At 61.5% G+C, this 24,901-nt stretch carries 27 protein-coding genes; 20 read left to right on the plus strand and 7 right to left on the minus strand.

Annotated elements, in window-relative coordinates; all coding sequences use genetic code 11:
• The 8 genes from QZ190_RS13060 to QZ190_RS13095 form a co-directional block, all read left to right on the plus strand.
• Positions 1 to 901: biotin synthase (locus tag QZ190_RS13060; RefSeq protein WP_291916981.1), on the plus strand; the 901-nt coding region annotated here is incomplete at its 5' end.
• Positions 902 to 995: 94 nt separating this feature from the next.
• Positions 996 to 1,472, plus strand: coding sequence for a DUF2244 domain-containing protein (locus tag QZ190_RS13065; RefSeq protein ID WP_291916983.1), 477 nt, complete (start codon positions 996 to 998; stop codon positions 1,470 to 1,472).
• A 77-nt stretch (positions 1,473 to 1,549) separates the two neighbouring features.
• Complete coding sequence (gene coxB, locus QZ190_RS13070) at positions 1,550 to 2,722, plus strand: cytochrome c oxidase subunit II (protein WP_291916985.1); 1,173 nt, start codon at positions 1,550 to 1,552, stop codon at positions 2,720 to 2,722.
• A gap of 32 nt (positions 2,723 to 2,754) precedes the next feature.
• Complete coding sequence (gene ctaD / locus QZ190_RS13075; protein WP_291916987.1) at positions 2,755 to 4,371, plus strand: cytochrome c oxidase subunit I; 1,617 nt, start codon at positions 2,755 to 2,757, stop codon at positions 4,369 to 4,371.
• Positions 4,372 to 4,384: 13 nt separating this feature from the next.
• Positions 4,385 to 4,495 (plus strand): cytochrome oxidase small assembly protein, encoded by a 111-nt coding sequence (locus QZ190_RS13080; protein ID WP_228767913.1) that lies wholly within the window; start codon positions 4,385 to 4,387, stop codon positions 4,493 to 4,495.
• Between the two features lie 9 nt (positions 4,496 to 4,504).
• The gene (locus QZ190_RS13085; RefSeq protein ID WP_291916990.1) at positions 4,505 to 5,134 is read left to right on the plus strand and encodes a cytochrome c oxidase assembly protein; all 630 of its coding nucleotides are present in this window, start codon (positions 4,505 to 4,507) and stop codon (positions 5,132 to 5,134) included.
• Positions 5,131 to 5,355, plus strand: a complete 225-nt coding sequence (locus QZ190_RS13090; protein WP_291916991.1) for a DUF2970 domain-containing protein — start codon at positions 5,131 to 5,133, stop codon at positions 5,353 to 5,355. The genes QZ190_RS13085 and QZ190_RS13090 overlap by 4 nt, the downstream gene beginning before the upstream one ends.
• A 43-nt stretch (positions 5,356 to 5,398) precedes the next feature.
• Positions 5,399 to 6,280: a cytochrome c oxidase subunit 3 gene (locus QZ190_RS13095; RefSeq protein ID WP_291916992.1), complete on the plus strand. Its 882-nt coding sequence runs from the start codon at positions 5,399 to 5,401 to the stop codon at positions 6,278 to 6,280.
• Positions 6,281 to 6,392: 112 nt separating this feature from the next.
• Here QZ190_RS13095 and QZ190_RS13100 read toward each other — a convergent pair whose 3' ends face one another.
• Entirely contained in the window at positions 6,393 to 6,626 is a 234-nt protein-coding gene (locus tag QZ190_RS13100; RefSeq protein ID WP_291916993.1) for a twin transmembrane helix small protein, read from the minus strand.
• 14 nt (positions 6,627 to 6,640) lie between these two features.
• Between QZ190_RS13100 and QZ190_RS13105 the strand changes: the two genes are divergently transcribed.
• From QZ190_RS13105 to QZ190_RS13125, 5 genes are read left to right on the plus strand one after another with little or no spacing between them, the layout of a single operon-like run.
• The gene (locus QZ190_RS13105) at positions 6,641 to 7,384 is read left to right on the plus strand and encodes an SURF1 family protein (RefSeq protein WP_291916995.1); all 744 of its coding nucleotides are present in this window, start codon (positions 6,641 to 6,643) and stop codon (positions 7,382 to 7,384) included.
• Positions 7,335 to 8,048 carry a hypothetical protein gene (locus QZ190_RS13110; protein WP_291916997.1) on the plus strand — a complete coding sequence of 238 codons (714 nt, stop codon included), beginning with the start codon at positions 7,335 to 7,337 and terminating at the stop codon, positions 8,046 to 8,048. Before QZ190_RS13105 ends, QZ190_RS13110 begins: the two co-directional genes overlap by 50 nt.
• 3 nt (positions 8,049 to 8,051) lie before the next feature.
• A complete protein-coding gene (locus tag QZ190_RS13115; RefSeq protein WP_291916999.1) occupies positions 8,052 to 9,182 on the plus strand; it encodes a heme A synthase in 1,131 nt (376 codons plus the stop codon).
• Positions 9,179 to 10,075, plus strand: coding sequence for a heme o synthase (gene cyoE / locus QZ190_RS13120; RefSeq protein WP_291917001.1), 897 nt, complete (start codon positions 9,179 to 9,181; stop codon positions 10,073 to 10,075). Before QZ190_RS13115 ends, cyoE begins: the two co-directional genes overlap by 4 nt.
• A 10-nt stretch (positions 10,076 to 10,085) precedes the next feature.
• Positions 10,086 to 10,694, plus strand: a complete 609-nt coding sequence (locus QZ190_RS13125; protein WP_291917003.1) for an SCO family protein — start codon at positions 10,086 to 10,088, stop codon at positions 10,692 to 10,694.
• 56 nt (positions 10,695 to 10,750) lie between these two features.
• Here the strand turns inward: QZ190_RS13125 and QZ190_RS13130 are convergent, their stop codons facing one another.
• Complete coding sequence (locus QZ190_RS13130) at positions 10,751 to 11,734, minus strand: tripartite tricarboxylate transporter substrate binding protein (protein WP_291917004.1); 984 nt, start codon at positions 11,732 to 11,734, stop codon at positions 10,751 to 10,753.
• A gap of 158 nt (positions 11,735 to 11,892) precedes the next feature.
• Between QZ190_RS13130 and QZ190_RS13135 the strand changes: the two genes are divergently transcribed.
• On the plus strand, positions 11,893 to 13,128 hold the full coding sequence (locus tag QZ190_RS13135) for a S8 family peptidase (protein WP_291917006.1): 1,236 nt from the start codon (positions 11,893 to 11,895) through the stop codon (positions 13,126 to 13,128).
• Positions 13,129 to 13,203: 75 nt separating this feature from the next.
• Here QZ190_RS13135 and rpoH read toward each other — a convergent pair whose 3' ends face one another.
• Complete coding sequence (gene rpoH, locus QZ190_RS13140; protein WP_291917008.1) at positions 13,204 to 14,136, minus strand: RNA polymerase sigma factor RpoH; 933 nt, start codon at positions 14,134 to 14,136, stop codon at positions 13,204 to 13,206.
• A gap of 156 nt (positions 14,137 to 14,292) precedes the next feature.
• Positions 14,293 to 15,384: a signal recognition particle-docking protein FtsY gene (gene ftsY / locus QZ190_RS13145; protein WP_291917064.1), complete on the minus strand. Its 1,092-nt coding sequence runs from the start codon at positions 15,382 to 15,384 to the stop codon at positions 14,293 to 14,295.
• A 28-nt stretch (positions 15,385 to 15,412) separates the two neighbouring features.
• Here ftsY and QZ190_RS13150 point away from each other — a divergent pair, with 28 nt between their 5' ends.
• Both QZ190_RS13150 and QZ190_RS13155 read left to right on the plus strand, forming a co-directional pair.
• Positions 15,413 to 16,888 (plus strand): pitrilysin family protein, encoded by a 1,476-nt coding sequence (locus tag QZ190_RS13150; protein ID WP_291917009.1) that lies wholly within the window; start codon positions 15,413 to 15,415, stop codon positions 16,886 to 16,888.
• Between the two features lie 8 nt (positions 16,889 to 16,896).
• Complete coding sequence (locus QZ190_RS13155; protein ID WP_291917011.1) at positions 16,897 to 18,285, plus strand: pitrilysin family protein; 1,389 nt, start codon at positions 16,897 to 16,899, stop codon at positions 18,283 to 18,285.
• 76 nt (positions 18,286 to 18,361) lie between these two features.
• Here the strand turns inward: QZ190_RS13155 and QZ190_RS13160 are convergent, their stop codons facing one another.
• A complete protein-coding gene (locus tag QZ190_RS13160; RefSeq protein ID WP_291917013.1) occupies positions 18,362 to 18,832 on the minus strand; it encodes a winged helix-turn-helix transcriptional regulator in 471 nt (156 codons plus the stop codon).
• A gap of 130 nt (positions 18,833 to 18,962) precedes the next feature.
• Between QZ190_RS13160 and QZ190_RS13165 the strand changes: the two genes are divergently transcribed.
• The 4 genes from QZ190_RS13165 (at position 18,963) to coaD (ending at position 22,196) form a co-directional block, all read left to right on the plus strand.
• The gene (locus tag QZ190_RS13165) at positions 18,963 to 20,324 is read left to right on the plus strand and encodes a D-amino acid dehydrogenase (RefSeq protein ID WP_291917015.1); all 1,362 of its coding nucleotides are present in this window, start codon (positions 18,963 to 18,965) and stop codon (positions 20,322 to 20,324) included.
• A gap of 52 nt (positions 20,325 to 20,376) precedes the next feature.
• A complete protein-coding gene (locus QZ190_RS13170; RefSeq protein ID WP_291917016.1) occupies positions 20,377 to 20,778 on the plus strand; it encodes a hypothetical protein in 402 nt (133 codons plus the stop codon).
• A 192-nt stretch (positions 20,779 to 20,970) separates the two neighbouring features.
• Positions 20,971 to 21,693: a 16S rRNA (guanine(966)-N(2))-methyltransferase RsmD gene (rsmD, locus tag QZ190_RS13175; RefSeq protein ID WP_291917018.1), complete on the plus strand. Its 723-nt coding sequence runs from the start codon at positions 20,971 to 20,973 to the stop codon at positions 21,691 to 21,693.
• Entirely contained in the window at positions 21,690 to 22,196 is a 507-nt protein-coding gene (coaD, locus tag QZ190_RS13180; RefSeq protein WP_291917020.1) for a pantetheine-phosphate adenylyltransferase, read from the plus strand. Before rsmD ends, coaD begins: the two co-directional genes overlap by 4 nt.
• A 12-nt stretch (positions 22,197 to 22,208) precedes the next feature.
• On the opposite strand, the gene recJ is transcribed toward coaD, so the two are convergent.
• Both recJ and QZ190_RS13190 read right to left on the minus strand, forming a co-directional pair.
• Positions 22,209 to 23,918, minus strand: a complete 1,710-nt coding sequence (gene recJ, locus QZ190_RS13185) for a single-stranded-DNA-specific exonuclease RecJ (RefSeq protein ID WP_291917022.1) — start codon at positions 23,916 to 23,918, stop codon at positions 22,209 to 22,211.
• Positions 23,919 to 23,925: 7 nt separating this feature from the next.
• Positions 23,926 to 24,885, minus strand: a complete 960-nt coding sequence (locus tag QZ190_RS13190) for a hypothetical protein (protein WP_291917024.1) — start codon at positions 24,883 to 24,885, stop codon at positions 23,926 to 23,928.
• Positions 24,886 to 24,901: the final 16 nt, after the last annotated feature.

Genomic DNA, 24,901 nt, shown 5'->3' on the forward strand with positions numbered 1-24,901 from the left:
CCCCCCCTCTTTGGACCCCGTGGCCGCTGCCCGCTGGCAGGCCTTGCCCGTGCAAGCCGCGCAGTCGCCTTGGCTGCATGAAGAGGTAGCGTCGCGCATGCAAGAGCGCCTGGACTTCATCAAACTGCTGCCCCAGCAATGGGTGCATTGGGGTCCACTGCGCGGGGGTCTTGCGGCGCAAAGCGCCTTGGAGCAACGCTACCCCAAGGCGCAGGTTTGGCTGGCTGGCGAGTCCCCGGCGCATGCCCAGTTCACCCGCCAGGCGCTGCAAGCCCCATGGTGGCAGGCCCGGCACTGGCGCGGGCCCAAGCGGCATGAGGGTTTGCCGCCCGATCACTCGGCGCACATGCTGTGGGCGAACATGCACTTGCATGCCAGCGCCGAGCCCCAGGCCTTGCTGCAGACCTGGCACCGGGCCTTGGCGGTCGATGGTTTCTTGATGTTTTCTTGCCTGGGGCCTGACACGCTGCGCGATTTGCGGCAGGTGTATGCCCGGGCTGGCTGGCCCGAGCCCGCGCATGCGTTCACCGACATGCACGACTGGGGTGACATGCTGGTGGAGGCTGGTTTTGCCGAGCCGGTCATGGACATGGAGCGCATCACCTTGACGTATGCCAGCCCTGACACTTTGCTGGCCGAGTTGCGCAGCTTGGGGCGCAATTTGCATGTGCAGCGATTTCAGGGTTTGCGCACGCGCCGGTGGCGTGATCGCTTGTCAGAAGCCTTGTTGGCTCTGGCCCGTCCCGAAGAGGATGGTCGCTTGTCCTTGGGCTTCGAGATCGTTTATGGCCACGCCCTGAAGCCTCGGCCGCGCATGAAAATGGCTTCAAAAACCGAAATCGGACTCGATCAGATGCGGCTTATGCTGCATTCGGCTGGGGGTATAGGCGGCAAAGTTTGAGATCTGTCAAAACATGGTTTGATCTCAGGTAAAATCCGCGCGTTTTGACCATAAAACATGCTTGACAGGGTGTTAGGTTATTGAAAGTTGACGGATGTCAAATCAGGCTTACCAATTCGCGCAAGTGTCGGGCCCAGCTGTCCAATGGCGGCTTAAACGCAATTGCTCGGTCACACCAGCCCAGTTGGGCTGGATGTACTTGTCGCTGTGCACGCTGTCCTTGGGCATCGGGGTGTTCTTTTGGATGCAAGGGGCCACTTTGGTGCTGGCTTTTGCTGGTTTGGAGGTGGCAGTCGTGGGGCTGGCTTTTTTGGCCTATGCCCGCCACGCTGCAGATGGTGAAATGATTTCGCTGCAAGGCAGCAACCTGGTGGTCGAGCTGGAAACGGCAGGCCGCTTGGAGAGGGCTGAATTCGCGCGCCAATGGGTGCGGGTTGAGCCTAAGTCCGGAGACCAAAGCCTGATCGAGTTGTCGGGTCAAGGTCAAACGATTGAGGTGGGGCGATTTGTCAGGCCCGAGCTCCGGCAAGTGCTGGCGCGAGAAATCAGGAAGGCATTGCGCTCAGCGTGATGCCGTGTGGCCAGTCGGGTCAGTCCGGCTTGGTCCAAAGTGTGAGTTCAACAGAGTCTTGGAAGTTAGTGAGAACCATGAAGAATATTTCCAACCAATTGGCTTCGCTGCTATCCCGCGCGGGCATTTTTGCAGGCGCTTGGGTGGCTACGGCTGCTCACGCTGTCAATGATTTGCCGGGTGGCCCAGCTGTCAATCAACTTAATTTGCATCCCCCGGTGACCCGGATCGCCGAAGAGCAGCAATGGTTGCACTGGATGATGTTGATCATCTGCACCGTGATCTTTGTCGCGGTCTTTGCGGTCATGTTCTATTCCATCTGGAAGCACCGCAAGTCGGTAGGCCACAAACCGGCTTCTTTCACCGAGTCCATCACAGTTGAAGTGGTTTGGACAGCTGTTCCTTTCCTGATTGTGATCCTGATGGCTTTGCCCGCAACCAAAGTGCTCGTGGCTCAGAAAGACACTACCAACGCCGATTTGACCGTCAAAGTCACCGGCTACCAGTGGAAATGGGGTTATGACTACATCAAAGGCGAAGGTGAGGGCCTGAGCTACATCTCCACGCTCGACTCCTCGCACCGCGCCATGTCTGACGCAGGCAAGCCAGCCGGTGACAACTACCTGCTCAAAGTGGACAACCCTCTGGTGGTGCCCGTGGGCCAAAAAGTGCGCGTGATCACCACCGCCAACGACGTGATCCACGCCTTCATGGTGCCTGCCTTCGGTATCAAGCAAGACGCGATCCCTGGTTTTGTGCGTGACACTTGGTTCCGTGCCGAAAAAACCGGTGATTTCTACGGCCAGTGCGCCGAGCTGTGTGGCAAAGAGCACGCCTACATGCCCATCCACGTGAAGGTCTTGTCTGCGGCTGATTACGCGGCCTGGGTCGACACCGAGAAGAAAAAGCAAGCGGCCAAAGCCGATGATCCAGCCAAAGTCTGGGCGCTGGACGACCTGTCCAAGCGCGGTGAGAAAGTGTATGCCGCCAACTGTGCAGCCTGCCACCAGGCCAACGGCAAAGGTGCTGGCGCCATCAAGGCGGTGGACGGTTCCTCCATCGTGCTCGATGCCGACAAGTCCAAGCAAATCGCGGTGATGTTGAACGGTCAAAACAATGGCGCCATGCCTGCATGGAAGCAGTTGTCGGACACCGAAATCGCAGCTGTGATCACGTACACCAAAAACAACTGGTCCAACAAGACTGGGCAAATCGTGCAACCGGCTGAAGTTCTGGCCGCTCGCAAATAAGCCGTACCGTATACCAATCAAAGGAAATCAAGATGAGTGCCGTTCTAGACCATCACGATCACGCCCATGACGACCACGGTCACGCGCCTGCGGGCTGGCGTCGTTGGGTGTATGCCACCAACCACAAAGACATTGGTACCCTGTACCTGCTGTTCAGCTTTGCCATGCTCATGGTCGGCGGCGTTCTGGCGCTCGGCATCCGCGCCGAGCTGTTCCAGCCAGGCTTGCAAATTGTGAATCCTGAGCTGTTCAACCAGTTCACGACCATGCACGGCATCATCATGGTCTTCGGTGCGATCATGCCCGCCTTCGTGGGCTTTGCGAACTGGATGCTGCCGCTGCAAATCGGCGCTTCCGACATGGCCTTTGCCCGCATGAACAACTTCAGCTTCTGGCTGATGATTCCTGCTGCTGGCATGCTGGTGGGTTCGTTCTTCATGCCCGGCGGTGCACCCGCTGCCGGCTGGACACTTTACGCACCCCTGACCCTGCAAATGGGCCCTTCCATGGATGCGGGTATTTTCGCCATGCACATCCTGGGTGCCTCGTCCATCATGGGTTCGATCAACATTATCGTGACCATCCTGAACATGCGCGCCCCTGGCATGACCTTGATGAAGATGCCCATGTTTGCCTGGACATGGTTGATCACCGCTTACTTGCTGATCGCCGTGATGCCCGTGTTGGCTGGCGCGATCACCATGACCCTGACAGACCGCCACTTTGGCACCAGCTTCTTCAACCCCGCTGGTGGTGGTGACCCGGTCATGTACCAGCACATCTTCTGGTTCTTCGGTCACCCCGAGGTCTATATCATGATCTTGCCGGCCTTCGGCATCATCAGCCAGATCGTGCCTGCCTTCGCACGCAAGAAGCTGTTCGGTTACGCCTCCATGGTGTACGCCACATCGTCAATTGCCATCCTGTCGTTCATTGTGTGGGCGCACCACATGTTCACCACCGGCATGCCGGTCACAGGCCAGCTGTTCTTCATGTATGCCACGATGCTGATCGCTGTGCCCACCGCCGTGAAGATCTTCAACTGGATCGCCACCATGTGGCGCGGCTCCATGACCTTTGAAACCCCGATGCTGTTTGCTGTGGGCTTCATCTTCGTGTTCACCATGGGTGGCTTCACGGGTCTGATCCTGGCCATGGCCCCGATCGACATCCAGTTGCAGGACACTTATTACGTGGTGGCCCACTTCCACTATGTGTTGGTGGCGGGTTCTCTGTTTGCCCTGTTCGCAGGCGTTTACTACTGGATTCCCAAGTGGACCGGTGTGATGTACCACGAAACACGCGGCAAGATCCACTTCTGGTGGTCACTGATTTCCTTCAACATCACGTTCTTCCCGATGCACTTCCTGGGACTGGCCGGTATGCCCCGCCGCTATGCCGACTACCCCATGCAGTTCACCGACTTCAACATGATCGCCTCGGTCGGTGCCTTCTTCTTCGGCTTTGCACAGGTTTACTTCTTCCTGTTCATTGTTTTGCCTGCCATGATGGGCAAGGGCGAGAAAGCGCCTCAGAAGCCTTGGGAAGGTGCAGAAGGCTTGGAGTGGGAAGTGCCTTCTCCCGCGCCATTCCACACCTTTGAAAACCCACCTAAGCTGGACGCTACAGCGACCCGCGTGATTGGTTGATGCAGTCATGGCCATGACCCCTGAACAAAGAAAAAGCAATGTGCGCCTGGGCCTGATTTTGGCCTCGGTGGCGCTTGCCGTGCTGCTCGGTTTTGTGGCCAAGTTGCTGATTCTCAACCCCTGAAAGAACATGATGAACCTGCGCGGTGAAAACCTGAAAATGGTTGGCAAACTGGCGATCGTCACCGCTGGCATGTTCGGGTTTGGCTATGCGCTGGTGCCCATTTACAAGGCCATTTGCGAAATCACGGGCATCAACGTTTTGTCCATTTCTGAAACGCAAGTCCCTGGTAACGCCAAAGCCGCGCAAGCGGCGCAGGTCCTGCGCAACAGCCAAGTGGACACCAGTCGCACCATCACCGTCGAGTTCGATGCGAATGTGCGCGGTCCTTGGGAGTTCAAACCAGAAATGCGCTCCATGCAGGTTCACCCGGGCGAGTTGAACACGGTGATGTACGAATTCCAGAACGTGCAAAATCGCCGCATGGCCGCACAGGCCATTCCCAGTTACGCCCCCAAGCAAGCCGCCAGCCATTTCAACAAGCTGGAGTGTTTTTGCTTTAATGAGTACACCCTGGCGCCCGGTGAGAAAAAGTCCTGGCCAGTGGCCTTTGTGATCGATCCGAAGTTGTCCAAAGACGTGACCACCATCACCTTGTCCTATACCTTCTTTGAGGTGGGTGGAAAGACGCCAGCTGCACCGACAGCGCCATTGGCTGCAGCTTTGCAGCCCCTGCCGGTCAAGACAGGACTGGGCTCATGAGCACACCCGGAGTGCCCGTTTCCAAAACGTCCTGGTTGCGCACCATTCAGGCCGTTCTTTGGTCCTTTGTTGGTCTGCGCAAAAACGCCGAATACCAGCAAGACTTAGAAAAGCTCAACCCGTTCCACATCATCGGTGTGGCCATCGGCGCGGCATTGTTGTTCGTACTGGGGTTGATAGCCCTGGTCAATTGGGTCGTGGTTCAGCCCACTGGCCTGTAACCGCCAAAATAAGATTTCGATAGAAGAGAGAGCAGGAGTCCCCATGAGTTCAGCAGCACACGGCAGCACGCCTTATTACTACGTACCGCACGAGTCACGCCATCCGGTCATGTCGGCCATTGGCTTGTTCTTCGTCATCCTGGGTGCAGGACAATGGATCAACGGTGCCGAATGGGGCATGTATTGCCTGTTTTTCGGCATGGCCTGGTGGTTGATCGTTTTGTACCAGTGGTTCTCCGAAGCTGTACATGAAAGTGAAGCCGGCATGTACGGTCGCAAGATCGACCTGTCTTACCGTTGGAGCATGACCTGGTTCATCTTTTCGGAGGTGATGTTCTTCGGGGCTTTCTTCACCGCATTGTGGTGGGCGCGTTCACATTCGATTCCTGCACTCGGTAGCCTGGAAAACGCATTGCTTTGGCCAGACTTCAAGGCTGCCTGGCCCAGCGTGGTACCCGGGGCGACCACTTCGCCAGCCGGTTTCGTCGAGCCCTTCCAGACCATGGGCCCCTTCTGGTTGCCGACCATCAACACAGCCTTGTTGTTGACTTCCGGTGTGACTTTGACGATTGCACACCACGCCATCCAATCGGGTGACCGCAGCAAAACCATCAAGTTCATGTGGATGACGGTCATTTTGGGCTTGGTTTTCCTGTTCGTTCAGGGTTACGAATACGCCCATGCTTGGGGTGACCTGAACCTCAAATTGTCTTCCGGCATTTATGGCTCCACTTTCTACATGCTGACCGGTTTCCACGGCTTCCACGTGTTCGTGGGCATGTTGATGCTTTTGTTCATCACCTTGCGCTTGCAAAAAGGCCACTTCACCAAAGACCGTCATTTCGGCTTTGAGGGCGCGGCTTGGTATTGGCACTTCGTGGACGTCGTTTGGCTTGGCCTGTACATCTTGGTGTACTGGATGTAAACCAGCCACTGGCACAACAAAAAAGCGCCCTTGGGCGCTTTTTTGTTGGGGGGCAATGGCTTGCAAACCGCTGATTCTGCTCAAACATCAGGGCTGAAAAACCAATTAACCCTCAAGCCCCAGGCGGTATGCCGGTGGGCTGGATCCAGCCCATCTTCCAAGCCAGCAGCACACAGAGGAAGAGGACAATGGACAGGCCGACTCGAAAAGCCAGTGCGGTGGCCATGTTGCCTTTTTTGGGCGTTTGTCCTTCAACGGGAGGAGTTCCTCCCCGCATCATGTACATCAGGGCCGAGCCCAGACTGACCAAAATGGCGACAAATGCGATGGCAACAAGAATTTTCATGGACACATTATCCAATGACTGACAAACCCCTTCACTGGAAAAGATGGCTGATGCTGGCGGTGGCTGCCATGGGGGTGGCCATCACCTTTTCGTTGGGGCTGTGGCAGCTCGGCCGCGCCCATGAAAAAACCGCACTCCAAGACGCACGAACGCAGCAATCAGGCAAAGAAGCGCTGGACGGTCGAAGCCTGAGGAGCGGTCCTGAAGAGGTGGCACAACGCAGCGAGTTGATTCACCGCCGCATGGTCGTGACGGGGCGTTGGTTGCCAACGCACACGGTGTATCTGGACAACCGGCAAATGAATGCCAAGCCTGGTTTTTTTGTGTTGACCCCGTTGCAGATCGACGGCACGGGGGAGGTCTTGGTGGTGCAGCGCGGCTGGGCGCAGCGCTCCTTCACCGACCGGGCCGCTTTGCCGCCTGTGCAGACGCCTGATGAGCTGGTGCAAGTGAAAGGCCATTTGGCCCCATGGCCTTCAAGGCTCTACGACTTCGGCGGGACTGAGTCGGGTCCAATACGGCAAAATCTCGATCTGACTGCCTACCGGCAAGAAACGGGTTTGAAGGTACTCGAAGTCACCTTGCTCCAGTCAGGCGGGCCCTCTGAAGGCCTGCTGCGCGAATGGCCTGTGGTGGCCAGTGGGGTCGAAAAGCACCACGGTTACGCTTTTCAATGGTTTGGCCTGAGTGGCCTGATCGCATTACTTTATGTCTGGTTCCAAATTGTCCAACCCCGCCGCCCAAAAAGACCAGCCTGACAGCCCTCTGGCCATGACGGTGCACGACATGCCCAGCCCGGGCGCTGTGGTGCAGGCCGATGCGCAGCGCACCCGCATGGGCCGCTGGAAAATGATCGCCATGATGCTGATATGCGCCTCGCCGGTCATCGCCTCTTATTTCACCTACTACGTGATCCGGCCCGAAGGCCGTCGTGTCTATGGCGAGCTGATCCAGCCGCAAAAAGACATGCCCCAGGTCAGCGCCAAAAACCTGCAGGGCGAAGCGGTCACGCTGGCCAGCCTCAAAGGCCAGTGGCTGCTGGTCACAGTGGCTTCGGGTGCTTGCGATGAGCGCTGCCAGCAAAACCTGTATTTCCAGCGGCAGTTGCGTGAGATTCTGGGCCGCGAAAAGGACCGATTGGACCGCGTTTGGTTGGTCACTGACGATGCGCCTGTGGCCCCCAGCCTCTTGCCCGCTTTGAACATGGCGCATGTGCTGCGACTGGACGCGGCCACGGTGCAAAGCTGGATCAGCCCGGCCCCGGGCCAGCAGTTGCAGGACCATTTGTACGTGATCGACCCGATGGGCAACTTCATGATGCGTTTCCCGGCCAACATGGATGTGCCCGGTGCCTCCAAAGCCAAGCGTGACCTGGACCGATTGCTCAAGGCCTCATCGTCTTGGGACAACGCGGGGCGTTAAGGCATGACCGAAGTTGACCTGTACAACCTCGAGCCGATTTTGGAGCTCATGGCCGTGGGTTTGGCGGTAGCGGCATTGCCGTTGGGCTGGTGGCTGTGGAAGCAGCGCCGCGCCTCGCCATCGGGCCGACTCAAGGCCCTGACATTGATCACCTTGTTTTTGACTTTTGACTTGGTGCTGTTCGGGGCCTTCACCCGGTTGACCGACTCCGGTTTGGGGTGCCCCGATTGGCCGGGCTGCTATGGCAGCGCCACGCCCATCGGAGCCAAAGCTGAAATCAAGGCCGCCGAGACCGCCATGCCCACCGGGCCAGTGACCAAGAGCAAGGCCTGGATCGAAATGGTTCACCGCTACCTGGCCACTGGGGTGGGCGTTTTGATCTTGACTTTGGCCGCCATGACTTGGTGGCTGCGCCGCCAAAGCCGGGAAGTCAGCCCCTGGTTGCCCACTTTGACCTTGATATGGGTTTGCATGCAAGGGGCGTTCGGCGCCCTGACGGTGACCATGAAACTGTTCCCGGCCATCGTCACCTTGCACCTGATGGGCGGCATCGGTTTGTTGGTCTTGTTGATGGCGCAAGCCGTTCGCTATGACGGCGCAGGCACGCGGCCTTTGCCGTCGCCATTGCGGGCAGGTTTGTGGGCAGGCTTTGTTTTACTGGGGTTGCAAATTGCCTTGGGTGGCTGGGTCAGCACCAATTACGCCGTGCTGGCTTGCCCGGACTTTCCGACCTGCCACGGCCAGTGGGTGCCCGAGATGAACTGGCAAGGCTTCAGCGTCTGGCGTGAACTGGGTTACACCCCAACAGGCGAACTGTTGCCTTTCGCATCGCTGGTGTCCATCCATTTTGTGCACCGCTCGGCCGCTTGGGTGGTGTTGGCGGTGCTGCTGTGGGTGGGCTGGCGTTTGCGGCTCCAGCCGGGCTTGGCTGTGGCCGGGCGTTGGTTGCTGGGCCTGTGCGCTTTGCAGTTCGCCACGGGGCTGAGCAACGTGGTGCTGGGCTGGCCCTTATTGGCCGCCGTGATGCACACCGGTGGTGCTGCGGCCATGGCCTTGACCCTGACCTGGGCTTTGAGTGTCAGCCGGGTTGATAATTCAGGGTCTCCTGTCCTTTCCAAAAAGCTTGCCGAATGACCGTCGCCACCGCCCGTTTGCCCCTGACTGCCTGGCAGCAGTACTACGCGTTGACCAAACCGCGCGTGGTTCAGTTGATCGTTTTTTGTGCCCTGATCGGCATGGTGCTGGCCGTGCCCGGTGTGCCCAGCCTGGCTGAGCTGAAGCTGGGCCTGTGGGCTTGCATTGGCATTTGGCTGGTGGCGGGGGCGGCTGCGGCCTTCAACTGCCTGGTGGAAAAAACCATCGACGCCAAAATGAAGCGCACCGCCTGGCGGCCCACCGCCAAGGGTGAACTCAGTGACCAGCAGGCCTTGTTGTTTTCGGCCGTGCTCTGCGCCTTGGGCTCGGCGGTGCTCTATGTGCTGGTCAACCCGCTGACCATGTGGCTCACCTTTGCCACCTTTGTCGGCTACGCCATCATCTACACCGTGATCTTGAAGCCACTCACGCCACAGAACATCGTGATCGGCGGGGCCAGTGGGGCCATGCCGCCCGTGCTGGGCTGGGCAGCCATGACCGGTCAGGTCGGGCCTGAAGCCTTGATCCTGTTTTTGATCATTTTCCTGTGGACACCGCCGCACTTCTGGGCGCTGGCGCTATACCGGGTGGAGGACTACCGCAAATCGGGTTTGCCCATGCTGCCGGTCACCCACGGCAACGAATTCACGCGCCTGCAAATCCTGCTCTACACCATTGTGTTGATGGCGTCGTGCCTCATGCCCTTTGTCTACGGCATGAGCTCCTGGCTCTACCTGGCGGCGGCTGTGGTGCTCAGCATCGGTTTCATCGGCTACGCAGTAGCCTTGTACCGCGAATATTCGGACGAGCTGGCCCGCAAGACCTTCCGTTTTTCGCTGATCCACCTGAGCGCCTTGTTTGCCGCTTTGCTGCTCGACCACTACATTTTTTGAGGCCCCAGGCATGTTGCAACGCAGAGTTTTAACGAGAGCGGCCCTGGCCTTGGGTTTGGCGGGGGCGGTGTGGGGCTTGAGTGGCTGCGGCGAAGACAAACCAGCCTTTCGCGGTGTGGACATCACCGGAGCCGACTACGCGCAAGGATGGGAGCTGAGCGACCAGGACGGCCAGGTGCGCACCCTCAAGGACTTTGCGGGCAAAGCCGTGGTGGTGTTTTTCGGTTTCACCCAATGCCCCGACGTCTGCCCCACCGCCTTGCAGGAAATGGCGCAGGCCAAACAGCTCTTGGGCGCCGATGGCGACAAGCTGCAGGGCGTCTTCATCACGGTGGATCCTGAACGCGACACCGCTGAGTTGCTCAAGGCGTATATGGCCAACTTTGGGCCGGACTTTGTGGCCTTGCGCCCCACACCAGAGCAGCTGCCCAAGGTGACCAAGGACTTCAAGATCTATTACAAAAAGGTCGAGGGCAAAACCCCCACCAGCTACACCATGGACCACTCGGCGGGCAGCTTCACCTTTGACCCGCAAGGCCGCATTCGCCTGTACAACCGCCACGCCAGTGGGGCCGAGGCGCTGGCCGCCGATGTGAAGATTTTGCTCAAAGGCAAGTGAGCCCGAGCCGCAGGGCCCAGGGCTGAACACGCCGCTTCAGGGCCCGATTCAGGGTATCAATTCACTTCGATCTTCTGGCTGCGGATGATGTCGCCCAGCGCTTTCGTGTCGGACTCAATCCGGTTGCGCAAGCCCTCAGGCGAGGAACCCACGACTTGCCAGCCTTGCTGGAACAAACGGGCACGCATCTCGGGCGCACGCACGATGTCACTGACCATGGCCGACAACTTGCTGGCCACAGCCGCTGGCATCGAGGCGGGTGCAGCCACCGCATTCCAGATTTCCAGCTGGTAATCCTTCACCCCGATCTCACTCAGGCTGGGTACTTCAGCGGCCACGGGGCTGCGCCCGGTGCTCGAAGCCCCAATGGCCCGCAGTTTGCCGCCGCGCACTTGGGCGGCCGCCATGGCCGGTGGCAGCAAAGCCAGTTGCACCTGACCACCCAGCATGGCGGTGATGATTTGCGGGTTGCCAGGGTAGGGCACATGCACGGGCGCAATACCGGCTTTGGTTTTGAGCAGTTCCATGCCCAGGTGCGCCACGGTGCCCACGCCTGGCGAGGCATAACTGAGCTTGTCACCCGCTTTTTGGGTTTGGCTCAGCCACTCGGCTGCGCTTTGACCAGGTGCATTGACTGGGACAGTCAGAACCAGGGGCGCTTTACCGATCAGGCTGATGGGTGCCAGGTCCTTGAGCGGGTCATAAGGCACCTTGGGGTTCAGGATGCGGGCAATGGTCATGTTGCCGTTGATCATTAGGCCCAGGGTGTGACCGTCGGTGGACTTGGCCACGAAGTCAGCCGCGATGTTGCCGCCGGCACCCACTTTGTTCTCGACGATCACGTTATGACCCAAGGCTTTGGCCAGCGGTTCTGCCAAAGCGCGGGCCGTCAGGTCGGGGCTGGAGCCGGCCGGGAAGCCGACCACCAGACGCACGGTTTGGGTGGGCCAAGCGGGGCTGGCCGCCTGAGACCAGGCCAAGGGCGTGGCCAGGCCGCAGAGCAAAGCCAATGCCAAACGGCGGGGGAGGGGGTGTTTCATGGGCATGTCCAGACAAATGAGGGGAAGTCAGAGCTGCCTCGATCTTAAAAGATCCTTGATCAATGCGTCTCAGCGTCAGGCCTACCCTGATTGGGTACTGGGAAAACCATCATGAATCTGTAAAATGTGATGAAGTTGAGCAAAAGGAGCGCGAAAAAATGATCAAGTTCACCAGTTTCACACTGGCCATGAGCCTGGCCCTGACGGGATGGGCCAGCGCCCAGACGAACGACAAGAACTACGTCATCCGCTTCAAGGAATCGGCCATGACCCCCGTCAAGCCCGGCTCGGTGCGTGATGAGCGCATTGGCGCTGACCCGGTGGGCTGGGCCTACGTGGGCGAGCGTGTGGTGGGCCACATCCAGGCGCTCGAGCGCAAGCACCGCGTCAAAGCCTACACGGCTTTTGGCCAGGTATTCAAAGGCATGTCGGCCCGCTTGACGCCCGCCCAACACGAAGCCTTGCGACGCGACCCCTCAGTCGACCTGATCGAAGAAGATCAAACTTATTCGCTGGGCCGGCCCTCTTCGGGTGGCTCGACCACCGTCACGACCCAGTCCACCCCCTGGGGCATCAGCAAAACTGGGGCGACCCAAAGCTACACCTTGGCGGGCAATGGTTCGGGCACGGTCACGGGCGTGCGCACTTATGTGATCGACACCGGCGTGGACATGAAAAGCGCCGATCTGAACCGCCCCTTGCACGTCAACTTCATTGCTGACCGTAAAAACACCGATTGCAACGGCCACGGCACCCATGTGGCCGGCACCATGGCCGCTTATGACAACACGGCCGCCGTGGTGGGCATGGCCCCTGGTGCGCCGGTTTATGGTGTGAAGGTGCTGGACTGCAATGGTTCGGGCACCACCACCTCGGTCATTAAAGGCGTGGACTGGGTGGCCGCGAACGCCCTCTTGCCCGCTGTGGCCAACATGAGCTTGGGCGGCGGTGCCAGCCAATTGCTGGATGACGCGGTGCGTGCCGCTGCCGCGCGAGGCATCGTGTTTGCCATCGCCGCTGGCAACTCGTCGGCCAGCGCCTGCACCGCTTCGCCTGCCCGCATTGGCGGCGTGGGCACGCCCGGCGTGCTGGTCACCGCTGCAACCGATGTGAACGACCTGGAAGCCTCTTTCAGCAACTACGGCAGCTGCGTAGACATCTGGGCGCCTGGCGTGGCCGTTCCTTCGCTCAAACTCGGCGGTGGTGTGATCAGCCTGTCGGGCACCTCGATGGCCAGCCCTCACGTGGCTGGAGCCGCAGCCCTGTACTGGGCCCGCAACCCCAGCGCCACCCATGGCACCGTGAGCAGCTACTTGCGTCAAATGGCCCAGCCCACGGGCACCAGCAGCAAAGATGGTCGTGCCATCTACCGCTTGCTGGCCAACATCCCCTAAAGCTTGTAGTGGCTTGAAGCCCCCAAGAAAAAACCCGCCTAGGCGGATTTTTTCTTGGGGGTGTGTGGTTCAGCCTCAAGCGAACTCGACCAGCGCCTTTTTCATCTTCTTCATGGCTGCGACTTCGATTTGGCGGATGCGTTCAGCGCTCACGCCGTATTCGTCGGCCAGGTCGTGCAGCGTCATGCCGCCCGAGCCGTTGTCGTTGACCTTGAGCCAGCGCTCTTCCACGATGCGGCGGCTGCGGTCGTCCAGCACGCTCAAAGCAGTCGCCAAGCCATCGCTGGCCATCACATCGCGCTGGTGCGCTTCGATCATCGCGGTGGGCTCGTGGTTCACATCGGCCAGGTAGGCAATGGGGCCAAAGGCCTGCTCACCGTCGTCCGAGGGGGCCGGGTCCAGCAGCACATCGCCGCCGGACATGCGCATTTCCATCTCCCGCACTTCCTCGCGCTTGACGTTCAGGCTGTTCGCCATCGCGTCGACCTGGTCGGGCGTCAGGGTGTCGCGGTGTGTGCCTTCGTCGGCATCGGACTTGTAGCCCTGCTTCATCGAGCGCAGGTTGAAAAACAGCTTGCGCTGGGCCTTGGTGGTGGCCACCTTGACCATGCGCCAGTTTTTCAGAATGTACTCGTGGATTTCGGCCTTGATCCAGTGCAGCGCGTAGCTCACCAGACGCACGCCTTGGTCGGGGTCGAAGCGTTTGACCGCCTTCATCAGGCCCACATTGCCTTCCTGGATCAGGTCGCCGTGCGGCAGGCCATAGCCCAAGTATTGGCGCGACACGGAAACCACCAGACGCAGGTGCGAGAGCACCAGCTTGCGGGCGGCTTCGAGGTCGTCGTTGGCTTTGAGTTGGCGGGCGGCCTCTTGCTCCTCCTCGAGGGTGAGCATGGGCATGCGGTTGACCGCAGAGATGTAGGCGTCCAGATGGCCGAGCGAGGGCACGACCGCCCAGGGGTTGCTCAGCGCGATGGCTGTGGCGGGGGAACCAGTTTGAATGTTCATACCAGAACTCCTTTCAGAATACCCCAATATTAGCACTCTCTGGTGAGGAGTGCTAAAGGACGGCCTCGGGGTGCCAACAGTCCTCGGGTTTTCCCTGATTTTGCAGGCGACGCATGGCCATGTCTGTGCGCTGGGGTACAGCGCAGGCCGGGGTGATCAGCTCAGCAAGGCTTGGGCAAACTCGCGGGCGTTGAAGGTTTCCAGGTCTTCCAGCTTCTCGCCCACGCCAATGAAATAAACCGGAATCGGCTTTTCGCGGGCAATGGCGCACAGCACCCCGCCCTTGGCGGTGCCGTCCAGCTTGGTCACGATCAGGCCCGTCAGGCCCAGCGTGTCGTCAAAGGCTTTGACCTGGGCCAGGGCGTTTTGACCGGTGTTGCCATCGATCACCAGCAGCACCTCGTGCGGGGCGGTGCCATCGGCCTTTTGCACCACGCGCTTGATCTTTTTCAGCTCTTCCATCAGGTGCAGCTGCGTCGGTAGGCGACCGGCGGTGTCCACCAGCACCACATCACGCCCCCGGGCGCGGCCAGCGCTTACCGCGTCAAAGCTCACTGCTGCCGGATCGCCGCCTTGCTGGCTGATGATCTCCACCGTGTTGCGGGTGGCCCAAACCGCCAACTGCTCCTTGGCCGCAGCGCGGAAGGTGTCGGCCGCGGCCAGCAGCACACTCAGGCCTTCGTCTGCCAAATGTTTGGTCAGTTTGCCAATCGAGGTGGTTTTGCCCGCGCCGTTGACGCCGGCCACCATGATCACGGTGGGGTGGTGGTCGCCAATGGTCAGCGGTTTTTGCAGGGGCGTCAGCAGGTCGGTGATGGCATCGGCCAGCAGGGTTTTGACTTGTGAAGGGTCGGTGGCCTTGCTGTCTTTGACGCGGCGTTTGAGGTCTTGCAGCAAATGCTCGGTGGCTTTGACCCCGGTGTCGGCCACCAAGAGTGCCGTTTCCAGCTCTTCATAGAGTTCGTCGTCGATGCGCGTGCCGGTGAAGACGGTGGTGATGCTGGAGCCGGTCTTGCGCAGGCCCGCTTTGAGACGGTCCAGCCAGCCTTGGCGTGCGGCGGGGGCGGCAGGTGTTGCCTCTGCCGCGCTCGGTGTGGACGCTGTGGGGGGGCTGGCTGGCGCGGTGGCTTTGCCGGTCACAGGCGAAGAAACAGTGGGGGAAGCAGCGGGCGAAACAGCGGGTGAAGCAGCCGCTGGAGCCGATGGGACCTCAGCAGGTGGGGATTTTTTTTTGAAGAAACTGAACATGGCGTGGATTTCAAGGATCATGCATTCTATGAAACCAAACTTTCTCTTGGGACTCTCGCTGGCAACAGCCCTGCTGGCCAGCAGCTTCAGCGCCACGGCTCAGGCCCCGCAGGCCCCGCAGGCCCCGCAGGCCCCGCAGGGCCAAGCCAGCGCCCAAACCACAGGCCAGGCCCCAGCGGCCAGCGTGGCCCAGGTGCACACCTTCACCTTGTCCAACGGCATGGCGCTTTGGGTCAAACCCGACCGGCGCGCCCCCACGGCGGTGCACATGGTGTGGTTGCGTGTGGGCTCCATGGACGAGGTGGATGGCACCAGCGGTGTGGCCCATGTGCTCGAGCACATGCTGTTCAAAGGTACGCCCACCTTGGCTGTAGGGGAGTTTTCCAGGCGCGTGGCCGCTTTGGGCGGGCGCGAAAACGCCTTCACCGCCAAGGATTACACCGGCTATTACCAGCAGATTCCGTCGAACCAACTCGAAGCCGTGATGCGTCTGGAGTCGGACCGCTTTGCCAACAACCAGTGGCCCGATGCCGAATTTGCCAAAGAGCTGGAGGTGGTGAAAGAAGAGCGCCGCCTGCGCACCGACGACAACCCCCGCGCCCAGTTGCACGAAATGCTCTCGGCCACGGCCTTGTCGGCTTCGCCCTACCGTCGCCCCATCGTCGGCTGGATGAGCGATCTGGAGGCCATGACGGCGCAAGACGCCCGCGATTTTTACCGCAAGTGGTACACCCCGGCCAACGCGGTGGTGGTGGTGGCGGGCGATGTGGACCCGCTGCAAGTCAAGGCACTGGCTGACCAGTATTACGGCGTCATCCCGACCCGAGCTGTGCCCGAGCGGAAGCCACGAGAAGAGCCCGCGCAGCAAGGCCTGCGTCGCTTCGAATTCAAAGCCCCGGCTGAGCAGTCGTATGTGGCCTTGGCCTTCAAGGTGCCGCGCTTGGCGAGCCTCGCGGCCTCGCCTGAGCACGACGATGCTCTGGCCCTGACGGTGCTGGCGGCTGTGCTCGATGGCTACAGCGGCGCGCGTCTGGACCGCGCCCTGACCCAAGGTGAAAACCGCCTGGCCGACAGCGTGGGTGCCTACAACGGCCTCATGGGACGTGGGCCACAGTTCTTTTATCTGGAAGGCGTGCCCGCCAAAGGCCAAACGCCCCAAGCGCTGGAAGCGGCTTTGCGGGCCCAGGTGCAGCGGGTGGCCACCGAGGGCGTGAACGAGGCCGAGCTGCAGCGCGTCAAAACCCAATGGGTGGCCAGCGAAATTTACAAGCTCGACTCGGTCTTCAACCAAGCGCGTGAGTTGGGCGTCGCCTGGACGCTGGGCTTGCCGCCGGACTACGGGGCGCAATTGATTGCCCGGTTGCGGCAGGTCACGCCCGCCCAGGTGCAGGCCGTGGCGCAAAAGTATTTTGGTGACGACAGCCTCACCGTGGCCACCTTGCTGCCCCAGCCTTTGTCGGGCCAGCCCCGGGCGCGTCGCGCCCTGCCCGGTGCCCGCCATTGAAGCGCTTCATGAAAGTTTCACACCCCATGTTCCTGATCTCTTCCTTGAACGCCCTGGCTTGGCGGCGCACGGCCTTGGCGCTGGCCTGTTGGACCGCGGCCAGCTGGGCGCACGCTTCTTTGCCCATCCAGCACTGGACGCAGCCCAGCGGTGCGCGGGTGTATTTGGTCGAGAGCCACGCCATCCCCATGGTCGATGTGCAGATCGACATCGACGCGGGCAGCCGCCGTGACCCGTCGGCGCAGGCCGGCCTGGGTTCGGTCATGGCCGGGCAAATGGCGAACGGCACCCGCGCCGACCCCCAGGGCCAAGGTCCGTATCCCCAGGCCCTGGATGAAAACCAGATCGGTGAAGCCTGGGCCGACCTGGGGGCCAGTTTTGGCGCCAGTGCAGGCGGTGACCGCATGAGCTTTGGCCTGCGCAGCCTGAGCTACCCGGACCTGCTGGACAAAGCCGTGGCCTTGGCGGCGCGGCAAATGGCGCACCCGGCTTTCCCCGAGGCCATGTGGCTGCGTGACCGCGAGCGCATCAGCGCCTCCATCCGCGAATCACTCACCAAGCCCGGCACGGTGGTGCAGCACCGCTTTGCCGAGGCTGTGTATGGCACGCACCCCTATGGCCAACGCGCCACGCCCGAGAGCTTGTCGCGCATCGGTGTGCAAGACCTGAAAAACCTGCACGCCCAGGCCCTGCGCGCTTGCCGCGCCACGGTGAGTGTGGTGGGCGCTTTGACCCGCGCCCAAACCGATGCCTTGGTGCAGCGCCTGCTGGCGCAGTGGCCCCGTGAGTCAGGCTGCCAGAGCCTGCCGCCCGTGCCCGAAGTGGCCCCTTTGGCTGCCGCGCAAAACCTGAACCTGCCCTTTGACTCGGCCCAGGCCCATGTGCTGATCGGGCAGCCCGGCTACAAACGCACCGACCCCGACTTCTTTGCCCTGCTGGTGGGCAACCACATCTTGGGCGGCGGCGGCTTTGTCTCGCGCCTGACCGAACAGGTGCGCGAAAAACGTGGCCTGAGCTACAGCGTCTACAGCGCGTTTGCCCCGGGCCTGCACGCCGGGGCCTTCACCGTGGGCCTGCAAACCCGCCCTGACCAGGCCAAGCAAGCTGTGGCCGTGGCCCAAGAGGTGGTGCAAGGCTTTGTGCGCCAAGGCCCGACCGAGGCCGAGCTGCAAGCGGCCAAATCTAACCTAGTGGGCGGCTTTGCCCTGCGCATCGACAGCAACCGCAAGTTGCTGGACAACGTGGCCAACATCGCCTGGAACCGGTTGCCTCTGGACTACCTGAACACCTGGACGCGGCAGATCGAGCGCGTCAGCGCGGCCGATGTGCAACGCGCCATGGCCCGGGTGCTGCAGCCCGAGCGCATGGTCACTGTGGTGGTGGGCGCAGCGCCATAAAGCGCATCACATGGGCTGTCCTGGCCCGTGAGCCAGTCAGCGCCAACGCGCCTCGTGCTGCCTTCCAGGACCGAGCTCAAACCCGGCCCAAAGCCAGCTGCATGCTTTCCTTGACCTCTTCCATCACCACATAGCTGTGCGACTCGGCGGGCACCGGGATGTTTTTGAGCAGCTTGCCCAGCAAACTGCGGTAATCGCTCATGCCCTTCAGGCGTGCCTTGATCAGGTAGTCAAAACTGCCCGACACCAGGTGGCACTCCATCACCTCGGGCAGGGCCTGCATGGCCGCACGCACTTTCTCGAACACCTCGTCCGATTTGCTGGACAGGCGAATCTCCACAAACACCAGCAGCGTGCGCCCCAGCGCCTGAGGATGCAGGTGCGCGTGGTAACCGGTGATCACGCCTTCGCGCTCCATGCGGCGCACCCGCTCGGTGCAGGGTGAGGCTGACAGGCCCACCCGTTCGGCCAGCTCGGTCATGCTCAGTCGGCCCTGGGCTTGCAGGGCGTCCAGGATTTTCAGGTCGATGCGGTCGAGTTCGGTCATTTCACTGCGCAGCCTTCATGGGGGATGGGATGGATAGGGTCTTTCACTGTCTGGGGCTTGATTTTCAATGAAATTCACTGACAAGTGATTCCTAGAATCCATTTCATCGCAAAAATGAGAGGTCAAGTCCATGAAAGTCCTTGTCTTGGGTTCCGGTGTCATAGGCACCACCACCGCTTATTTTCTGGCCCGCGCTGGGGCCGAGGTCACCGTGATCGACCGCCAAAGCGGCCCCGCCATGGAGACCAGCTTTGCCAATGCTGGGCAGGTCTCGCCGGGTTACTCCACGCCCTGGGCGGCCCCCGGCATCCCGCTCAAAGCACTCAAATGGCTGTTTCAAAAACACGCGCCCTTGAGCCTGCGCCCGGACGGCAGCCTGTTCCAATTGCGCTGGTTGATGAGCATGCTGGCCCAGTGCAATGGCGCCGACTACGCCACCAACAAAGAACGCATGATGCGCCTGTCCAACTACAGCCGCGATGTGCTGCGCCAACTGCGGGCCGACACGGGCCTGAGCTATGAAGAGCGCCAGGGCGGCACCTTGCAGCTGTTTCGCACCCAGGCCCAGCTCGATGCCGCGCACAAAGACATTGCGGTGTTGCGCGACTGCGGCGTGCCTTTTGAGTTGCTCAGCCGCGAACAGTTGGCGCGCGTGGAGCCGGGCCTGGCCGACGCTTTGCCGCGCTTGGCCGGAGGCCTGCGTTTGCCCGACGACGAAACCGGCGACTGTCACCTGTTCAGCACCCGTCTGGCGGCCATGGCCGAGGCCGCAGGTGTGCGCTTTGAGTGGGGGCAGGACATCGCCGCGCTGGACGTCCAAGGCGGTCGTGTGCAAGGGGCGTGGGTGCAAGCAGCTTCTGGGCGGGAGAAGGGGCAGCCCCTGCGCCATGTGGCCGCAGACCGCGTGGTGCTGGCGCTGGGCGTGCAGTCAAGGGCTTTGCTGCAACCCTTGGGCATGAACTTGCCGGTCTACCCGGTCAAAGGTTACTCGCTCACCTTGCCCTTGATCGATGCAAAGCGGGCACCCGTCTCGACTGTGCTGGATGAGACCTACAAAGTGGCGATCACCCGCTTTGACCAACGCATCCGCGTGGGCGGGATGGCTGGCTTGGTGGGGTATGACCTGTCGCTCGATGAGCACCGCCGTCAAACGCTGGAGATGGTGGTGCAAGACCTGTTTCCGGGGGGCGACCTGAGTCAGGCCAAGTTCTGGACAGGCCTGCGCCCGATGACGCCGGACAGTACCCCGGTGGTGGGGGCTTGCCCGACAGCAGGTTTGTTTCTCAACACGGGCCATGGCACCCTGGGCTGGACCATGGCCTGCGGCAGCGCGCAATTGGTGACCGATTTGGTGATGGGCCGCGAGCCCGCCATTGCGCACCACGACTTGGCTTGGCAACGCTACAGCCCAGGCATTCGCCGTGCGACGAAACACGGCGTTACAACTGGAGTGCCCAGTGCGTCATCAGGACTGGCACAGGGGGCGTTGTAGTCACAAGTTCAACAAAGTGTTGGACTGAAAACCTGATGAAAGAATTTTGATCATGAACAAGCTGCTCGCCACCCTCGTTGCCGGTTTCTTCGCTGCCGCTGCCTTTGCCCAAGCGCCCGCCTTGCCTGCGACAGCTGTCACAGCGCCCGCTGCCGCCGCGACCGCAGCCAAAGCTGCAACAGCTGTTACAGCACCTGTTGCAGCCGCGACCGCGACTGCAACCAAAGCCGCAACTGCTGTCACGGCACCTGCCGCAGCCGCGACCGCTGCAACAGCTGTCACAGCACCTGCTGCTGCAGCCGTGACCACAGCCAAAGATGCCAAAGCTGATATGAAGGCCACTGCAAAAGACAAAGCGGAGAGTCGCGCCAAAGCCAAAGCCGAAAAGAAAGCGGCTAAAGCTGCCGCCAAGGCACAAACCAAGGCGGATGCCAAAGTCGCTGCTGTCAAGTGAGGGCATGGGACCCTTGTTCACGCTGAGTCCCTGACCTTGTTGAAAAAAACCAGCGTGATGCTGGTTTTTTTTCGTCTGGCTTGGTTCTGAGCCACAGGTGTCCAGCGGTGACCCTGGAAGCTGCGCTGTTTCTCTTCCACATCCAGTTCAGATCACGTACGGATTGCGCAGCGGCCTTTACACTTGTGCCCCATGCCCTCATCGAAAACATCACGCTCATCGACCCACGCCGCAGCCTCCAAACCTGCAGCTCGAAAACCTGTTCCTAAACCCCCCAAAGGCCAGCCCTCGCACGAGGTGCGCATCATTGGCGGCCAGTGGCGGCGCACGCGCCTGAAGGTGCTGGACAAGCCGGGCCTGCGGCCCACGCCCGACCGGGTGCGCGAGACGCTGTTCAACTGGCTGGGCCAGGACCTGAGCGGCTGGCGCTGTGTGGACGCGTTTGCGGGCACGGGCGTGCTGGGTCTGGAGGCCGCATCGCGTGGTGCGGCGCATGTGCTGATGGTCGAGCAAGACGCGGTGTTGGTGCGCGATTTACAAGACAACGCCACACGCCTGAAAGCCAGCATGGTCAGTGTGCAGCGCGGCGATGCTGTGAGCGCCTTGGGCCGAATACCGGCGGGCAGCGTGGACCTGGTCTTCATTGACCCGCCCTTTGATGGCCCCTGGTTTGAGCCGGCCCTGAAGGCCGCCACCCGGGCCGTGCCGGTGGGCGGCTGGATTTACCTGGAAGCGCCAGTGGCCTGGCCTGCCGATGCGCTGGCGGCTTTGGGTCTGCAGTGCGAGCGCCACCTCAAAGCGGGTGCGGTGCATGCGCATTTGTTGCAACGGACCAGCGCCCAGTCTGTGCCCGAGTCTGCGCCCACCCCAACTGCCCCCTCAACTGTTACTTTTGCTGAAGGAGACACGCCATGAGCAAATCTGCCAACACCGCTGTGACCGCTGTTTACTCGGGCACCTTTGACCCGCTGACCTTGGGGCACGAAGACGCGATCCGCCGCGCGGCGCAGATGTTTGACCAGGTCATCATCGCGGTGGCCGTGGCGCACCACAAAAAAACCTTGTTCAGTCTGGACGAGCGTGTGGCCTTGGCGCAAGCCGCGCTGGCCGATTGCCCGAACGTCAAGGCCCTGCCTTTTGATGGTTTGAGCGTGGAATTTGTGCGGGCGCAAAACGCCCAAGTCATTGTGCGCGGCCTGCGTTCGGTGACCGACTACGACTACGAAACGCAGATGTCGGGCATGAACCGCCACCTGGCACCGGAAGTGGACACCGTGTTTTTGCACACCAGCGCCCATGTGCAGCACATCAGCAGCACCTTGGTGCGAGAAATCGCCAAGCTCGGCGGTGATGTATCGGGCCTGGTGTCCGCGCCCGTGCTCAATGCCTTGCAGGGCAAAGTGGCCACCAAGCACTGAACCATTGGGGTTTTACAGCTCCGCGCCTTCGACCAGAAATCGCACCCGCTTTTGCCCCTGCCACTCGTCGGCGTCCAGCCGGTAGGCCAGCTTGACGCGTGCGGGCAAAGGCTCGGTGCGGCCAAACCAGATGCCCTCGACCGGCTGGCCTTGGTGCTTCATCTTGAGCGACAGGTGTTTCTCGCCCACCAAGCGCTGTGACACGATCTCGATTTCTTCACAAAAGACAGGTGGCGCAAATCCCTGGCCCCAGACCTCGTGGTGCAGCATGTCCACCAGGTCCACCCGCCGGTATTCGGCGGGCAGAGGCCCATCGGTTTCCAGGCGGCGTTGCAGTGTGGCCGCGTCCAGCCATTCCATGGCCACTTGGTTCAGCGTTTCTTCAAACACATCCAGGTGTTCTTCGGCAATGGTGCAGCCCGCCGCCATGGCGTGTCCACCAAAGCGCAGCAGCACACCCGGGGCGCGTTTGGCCACCAGATCGAGCGCGTCGCGCAAATGAAAGCCCGCAATCGAGCGGCCCGAGCCTTTTAGTTCGTGCTCTTTGCCAGGGGCACTGCTGGCCGCGAACACAAAGGTGGGGCGGTGCAGCTTGTCTTTGATGCGCGAGGCCACGATACCCACCACGCCCTCGTGAAAATCCGGGTCGAACACACAAATGGTGGGCGGCGGCTCGTCGCCTTCGTCAAACAGCGATTCGGCCATCTCCATCGCCATCTCGCGCATGTCGCCCTCGATCACGCGGCGTTCGCGGTTGATCGCGTCCAGTTGTTTGGCCAGCTCGTCGGCGCGGCCCGCGTCGTCGGTCAGCAGGCACTCGATGCCCAACGTCATGTCGGCCAGGCGGCCTGCGGCGTTGATGCGTGGCCCCAGGGCAAAACCAAAGTCAAACGTGGTGGCCTTGGCGGTTTCGCGGCTGGCCGCACGCATGAGCGCAGCCATGCCGGGCGGCAAGGCCCCGGCCCGCACACGGCGCAGGCCTTGCGCCACCAGACGGCGGTTGTTGGCGTCGAGCTTGACCACGTCGGCCACGGTGCCCAAAGCCACCAGCGGCAGCAGCGCGTCCAGGCGCGGCTGGTTGCTCGCATCAAACACACCGCGCTGGCGCAGCTCGGCCCGCAGGGCCAGCAGCACGTAAAACATCACACCCACACCGGCGATGGATTTGCTGGTGAAGCTGCAGCCGGGTTGGTTGGGGTTGACGATGACTTCGGCTGTGGGCAGTTCGTTGCCCGGCAAATGGTGGTCGGTGACCAGCACCTGCAGACCCAGGGCTTGGGCCGCTTGCACGCCCGCCACGCTGGCGATGCCGTTGTCCACGGTGATCAACACATCGGCCCCTTGTGCGTGCACCCGCTCGGCAATGGGTGGGGTCAGGCCGTAGCCGTCGACCACGCGGTCGGGCACCAAGTAGCTCACATTGTGTGCACCCAGCATGCGCAGGCCGCGCACGCCCACGGCGCAGGCGGTCGCGCCGTCGCAGTCGTAATCGGCCACGATGCACAGGCGCTTGTTTTGCGCCATGGCGTCGGCCAGCAGCTTGGCGGCTGCTTGCGTGCCCAGCATGCCGGCCGGGGGCAGCAGCAGGTTCAGTGCGTCGTCGAGTTCGTCTTTGGACAACACGCCACGGGCGGCATACAGGCGGGCCAGCAGGGGGTGGATGCCCGCTTGTTCCAGCGCCCAGGCGCTGCGGGGGGGCACATCTCGGGTGAGCAAATTCATTGGGCGATCAGTGGGTGATGAGGGCTTGGAGTGCCGCTGCGGGGGAAGGTTTGTTGAACAGCCGGGTGATTTTTTGATGCCAAGCGGCAGGTGCAGCGGTGTAGGTGTGGGCTGTGTGTTCGCTGCACAGGCTGAGCGTGCCTTGGCCCGTGGCTTTGACGTGTTGCAACAGGTCGGCCACGGCCGTGGCATCGAGTTGCTGCCAAGCTTGCCGCCAGGTTTGCACATCGCCATGCAAAGCGCTGGAGCGCAGGGCGTCCGACACGGTCACTGTCTCGGTCATGGGCGGTGCGGCGGCAGGTGTGATCGCAGGCAGCGTGCCCGCGCCGTGCAGCCAAAACGCGTTGACGGTGTGCTGCCTGCGGGCTTCGCGGGCGTCGTTCACCGGGTGGTTGTAGAGCAGCATCTGCATCTCGCTTTGCAGCCGTTGCAGGGGCCGGGCGGCGGGGTGCTGGGGCATCCAGTCTTTCACGTTCTGGCCAATCACCCGGTCGAGCGAGGCGGTGGGCAGGTCGGCCAGCATCGCGCCCTGGACGTGCCAGCGCAAGGCGCTGTGCCAAGTCACCTGTAGGCCGTCTTCTTGCAAAAACGGTTGCATGGCTTGCAAAAGCTGCTGCGATTCTTCGTCGCTCAAACGCAAATGCGCGGGGTCGGCCATCACCACCTGGTCCATGCCGATTTGCCAATGGCAGGGCGTCATCCAGGCTTGGGGTTCGGCGTTCTGCTGGCCTTGTTGCGCTTGGTGCCAGGCAGCCCAGGGCAGGGTGGGGGCGTCAGGTGCCCAGCCCAAGGCCTGGGCTTGCAGGCGTTCGTGCGGCAGGTGCAGCGCTGTGGGGCCGGGGTCTTGCAGCACCTGCTGGCGCTGCAGCAGGCTCAGCAGGGCTTGCAGATGGGGCAGCTGCCAACCGGCCCAGGCCTCGGGGCCGGTGAAGGCGTGGCTGGCCGCATAGGGAATGATCAGGTGCATGGGGCCTGATTGTCGC

The organism is Limnohabitans sp., from assembly GCF_017848645.1.
In the GTDB taxonomy this organism is placed as follows: domain Bacteria; phylum Pseudomonadota; class Gammaproteobacteria; order Burkholderiales; family Burkholderiaceae_C; genus Limnohabitans_A.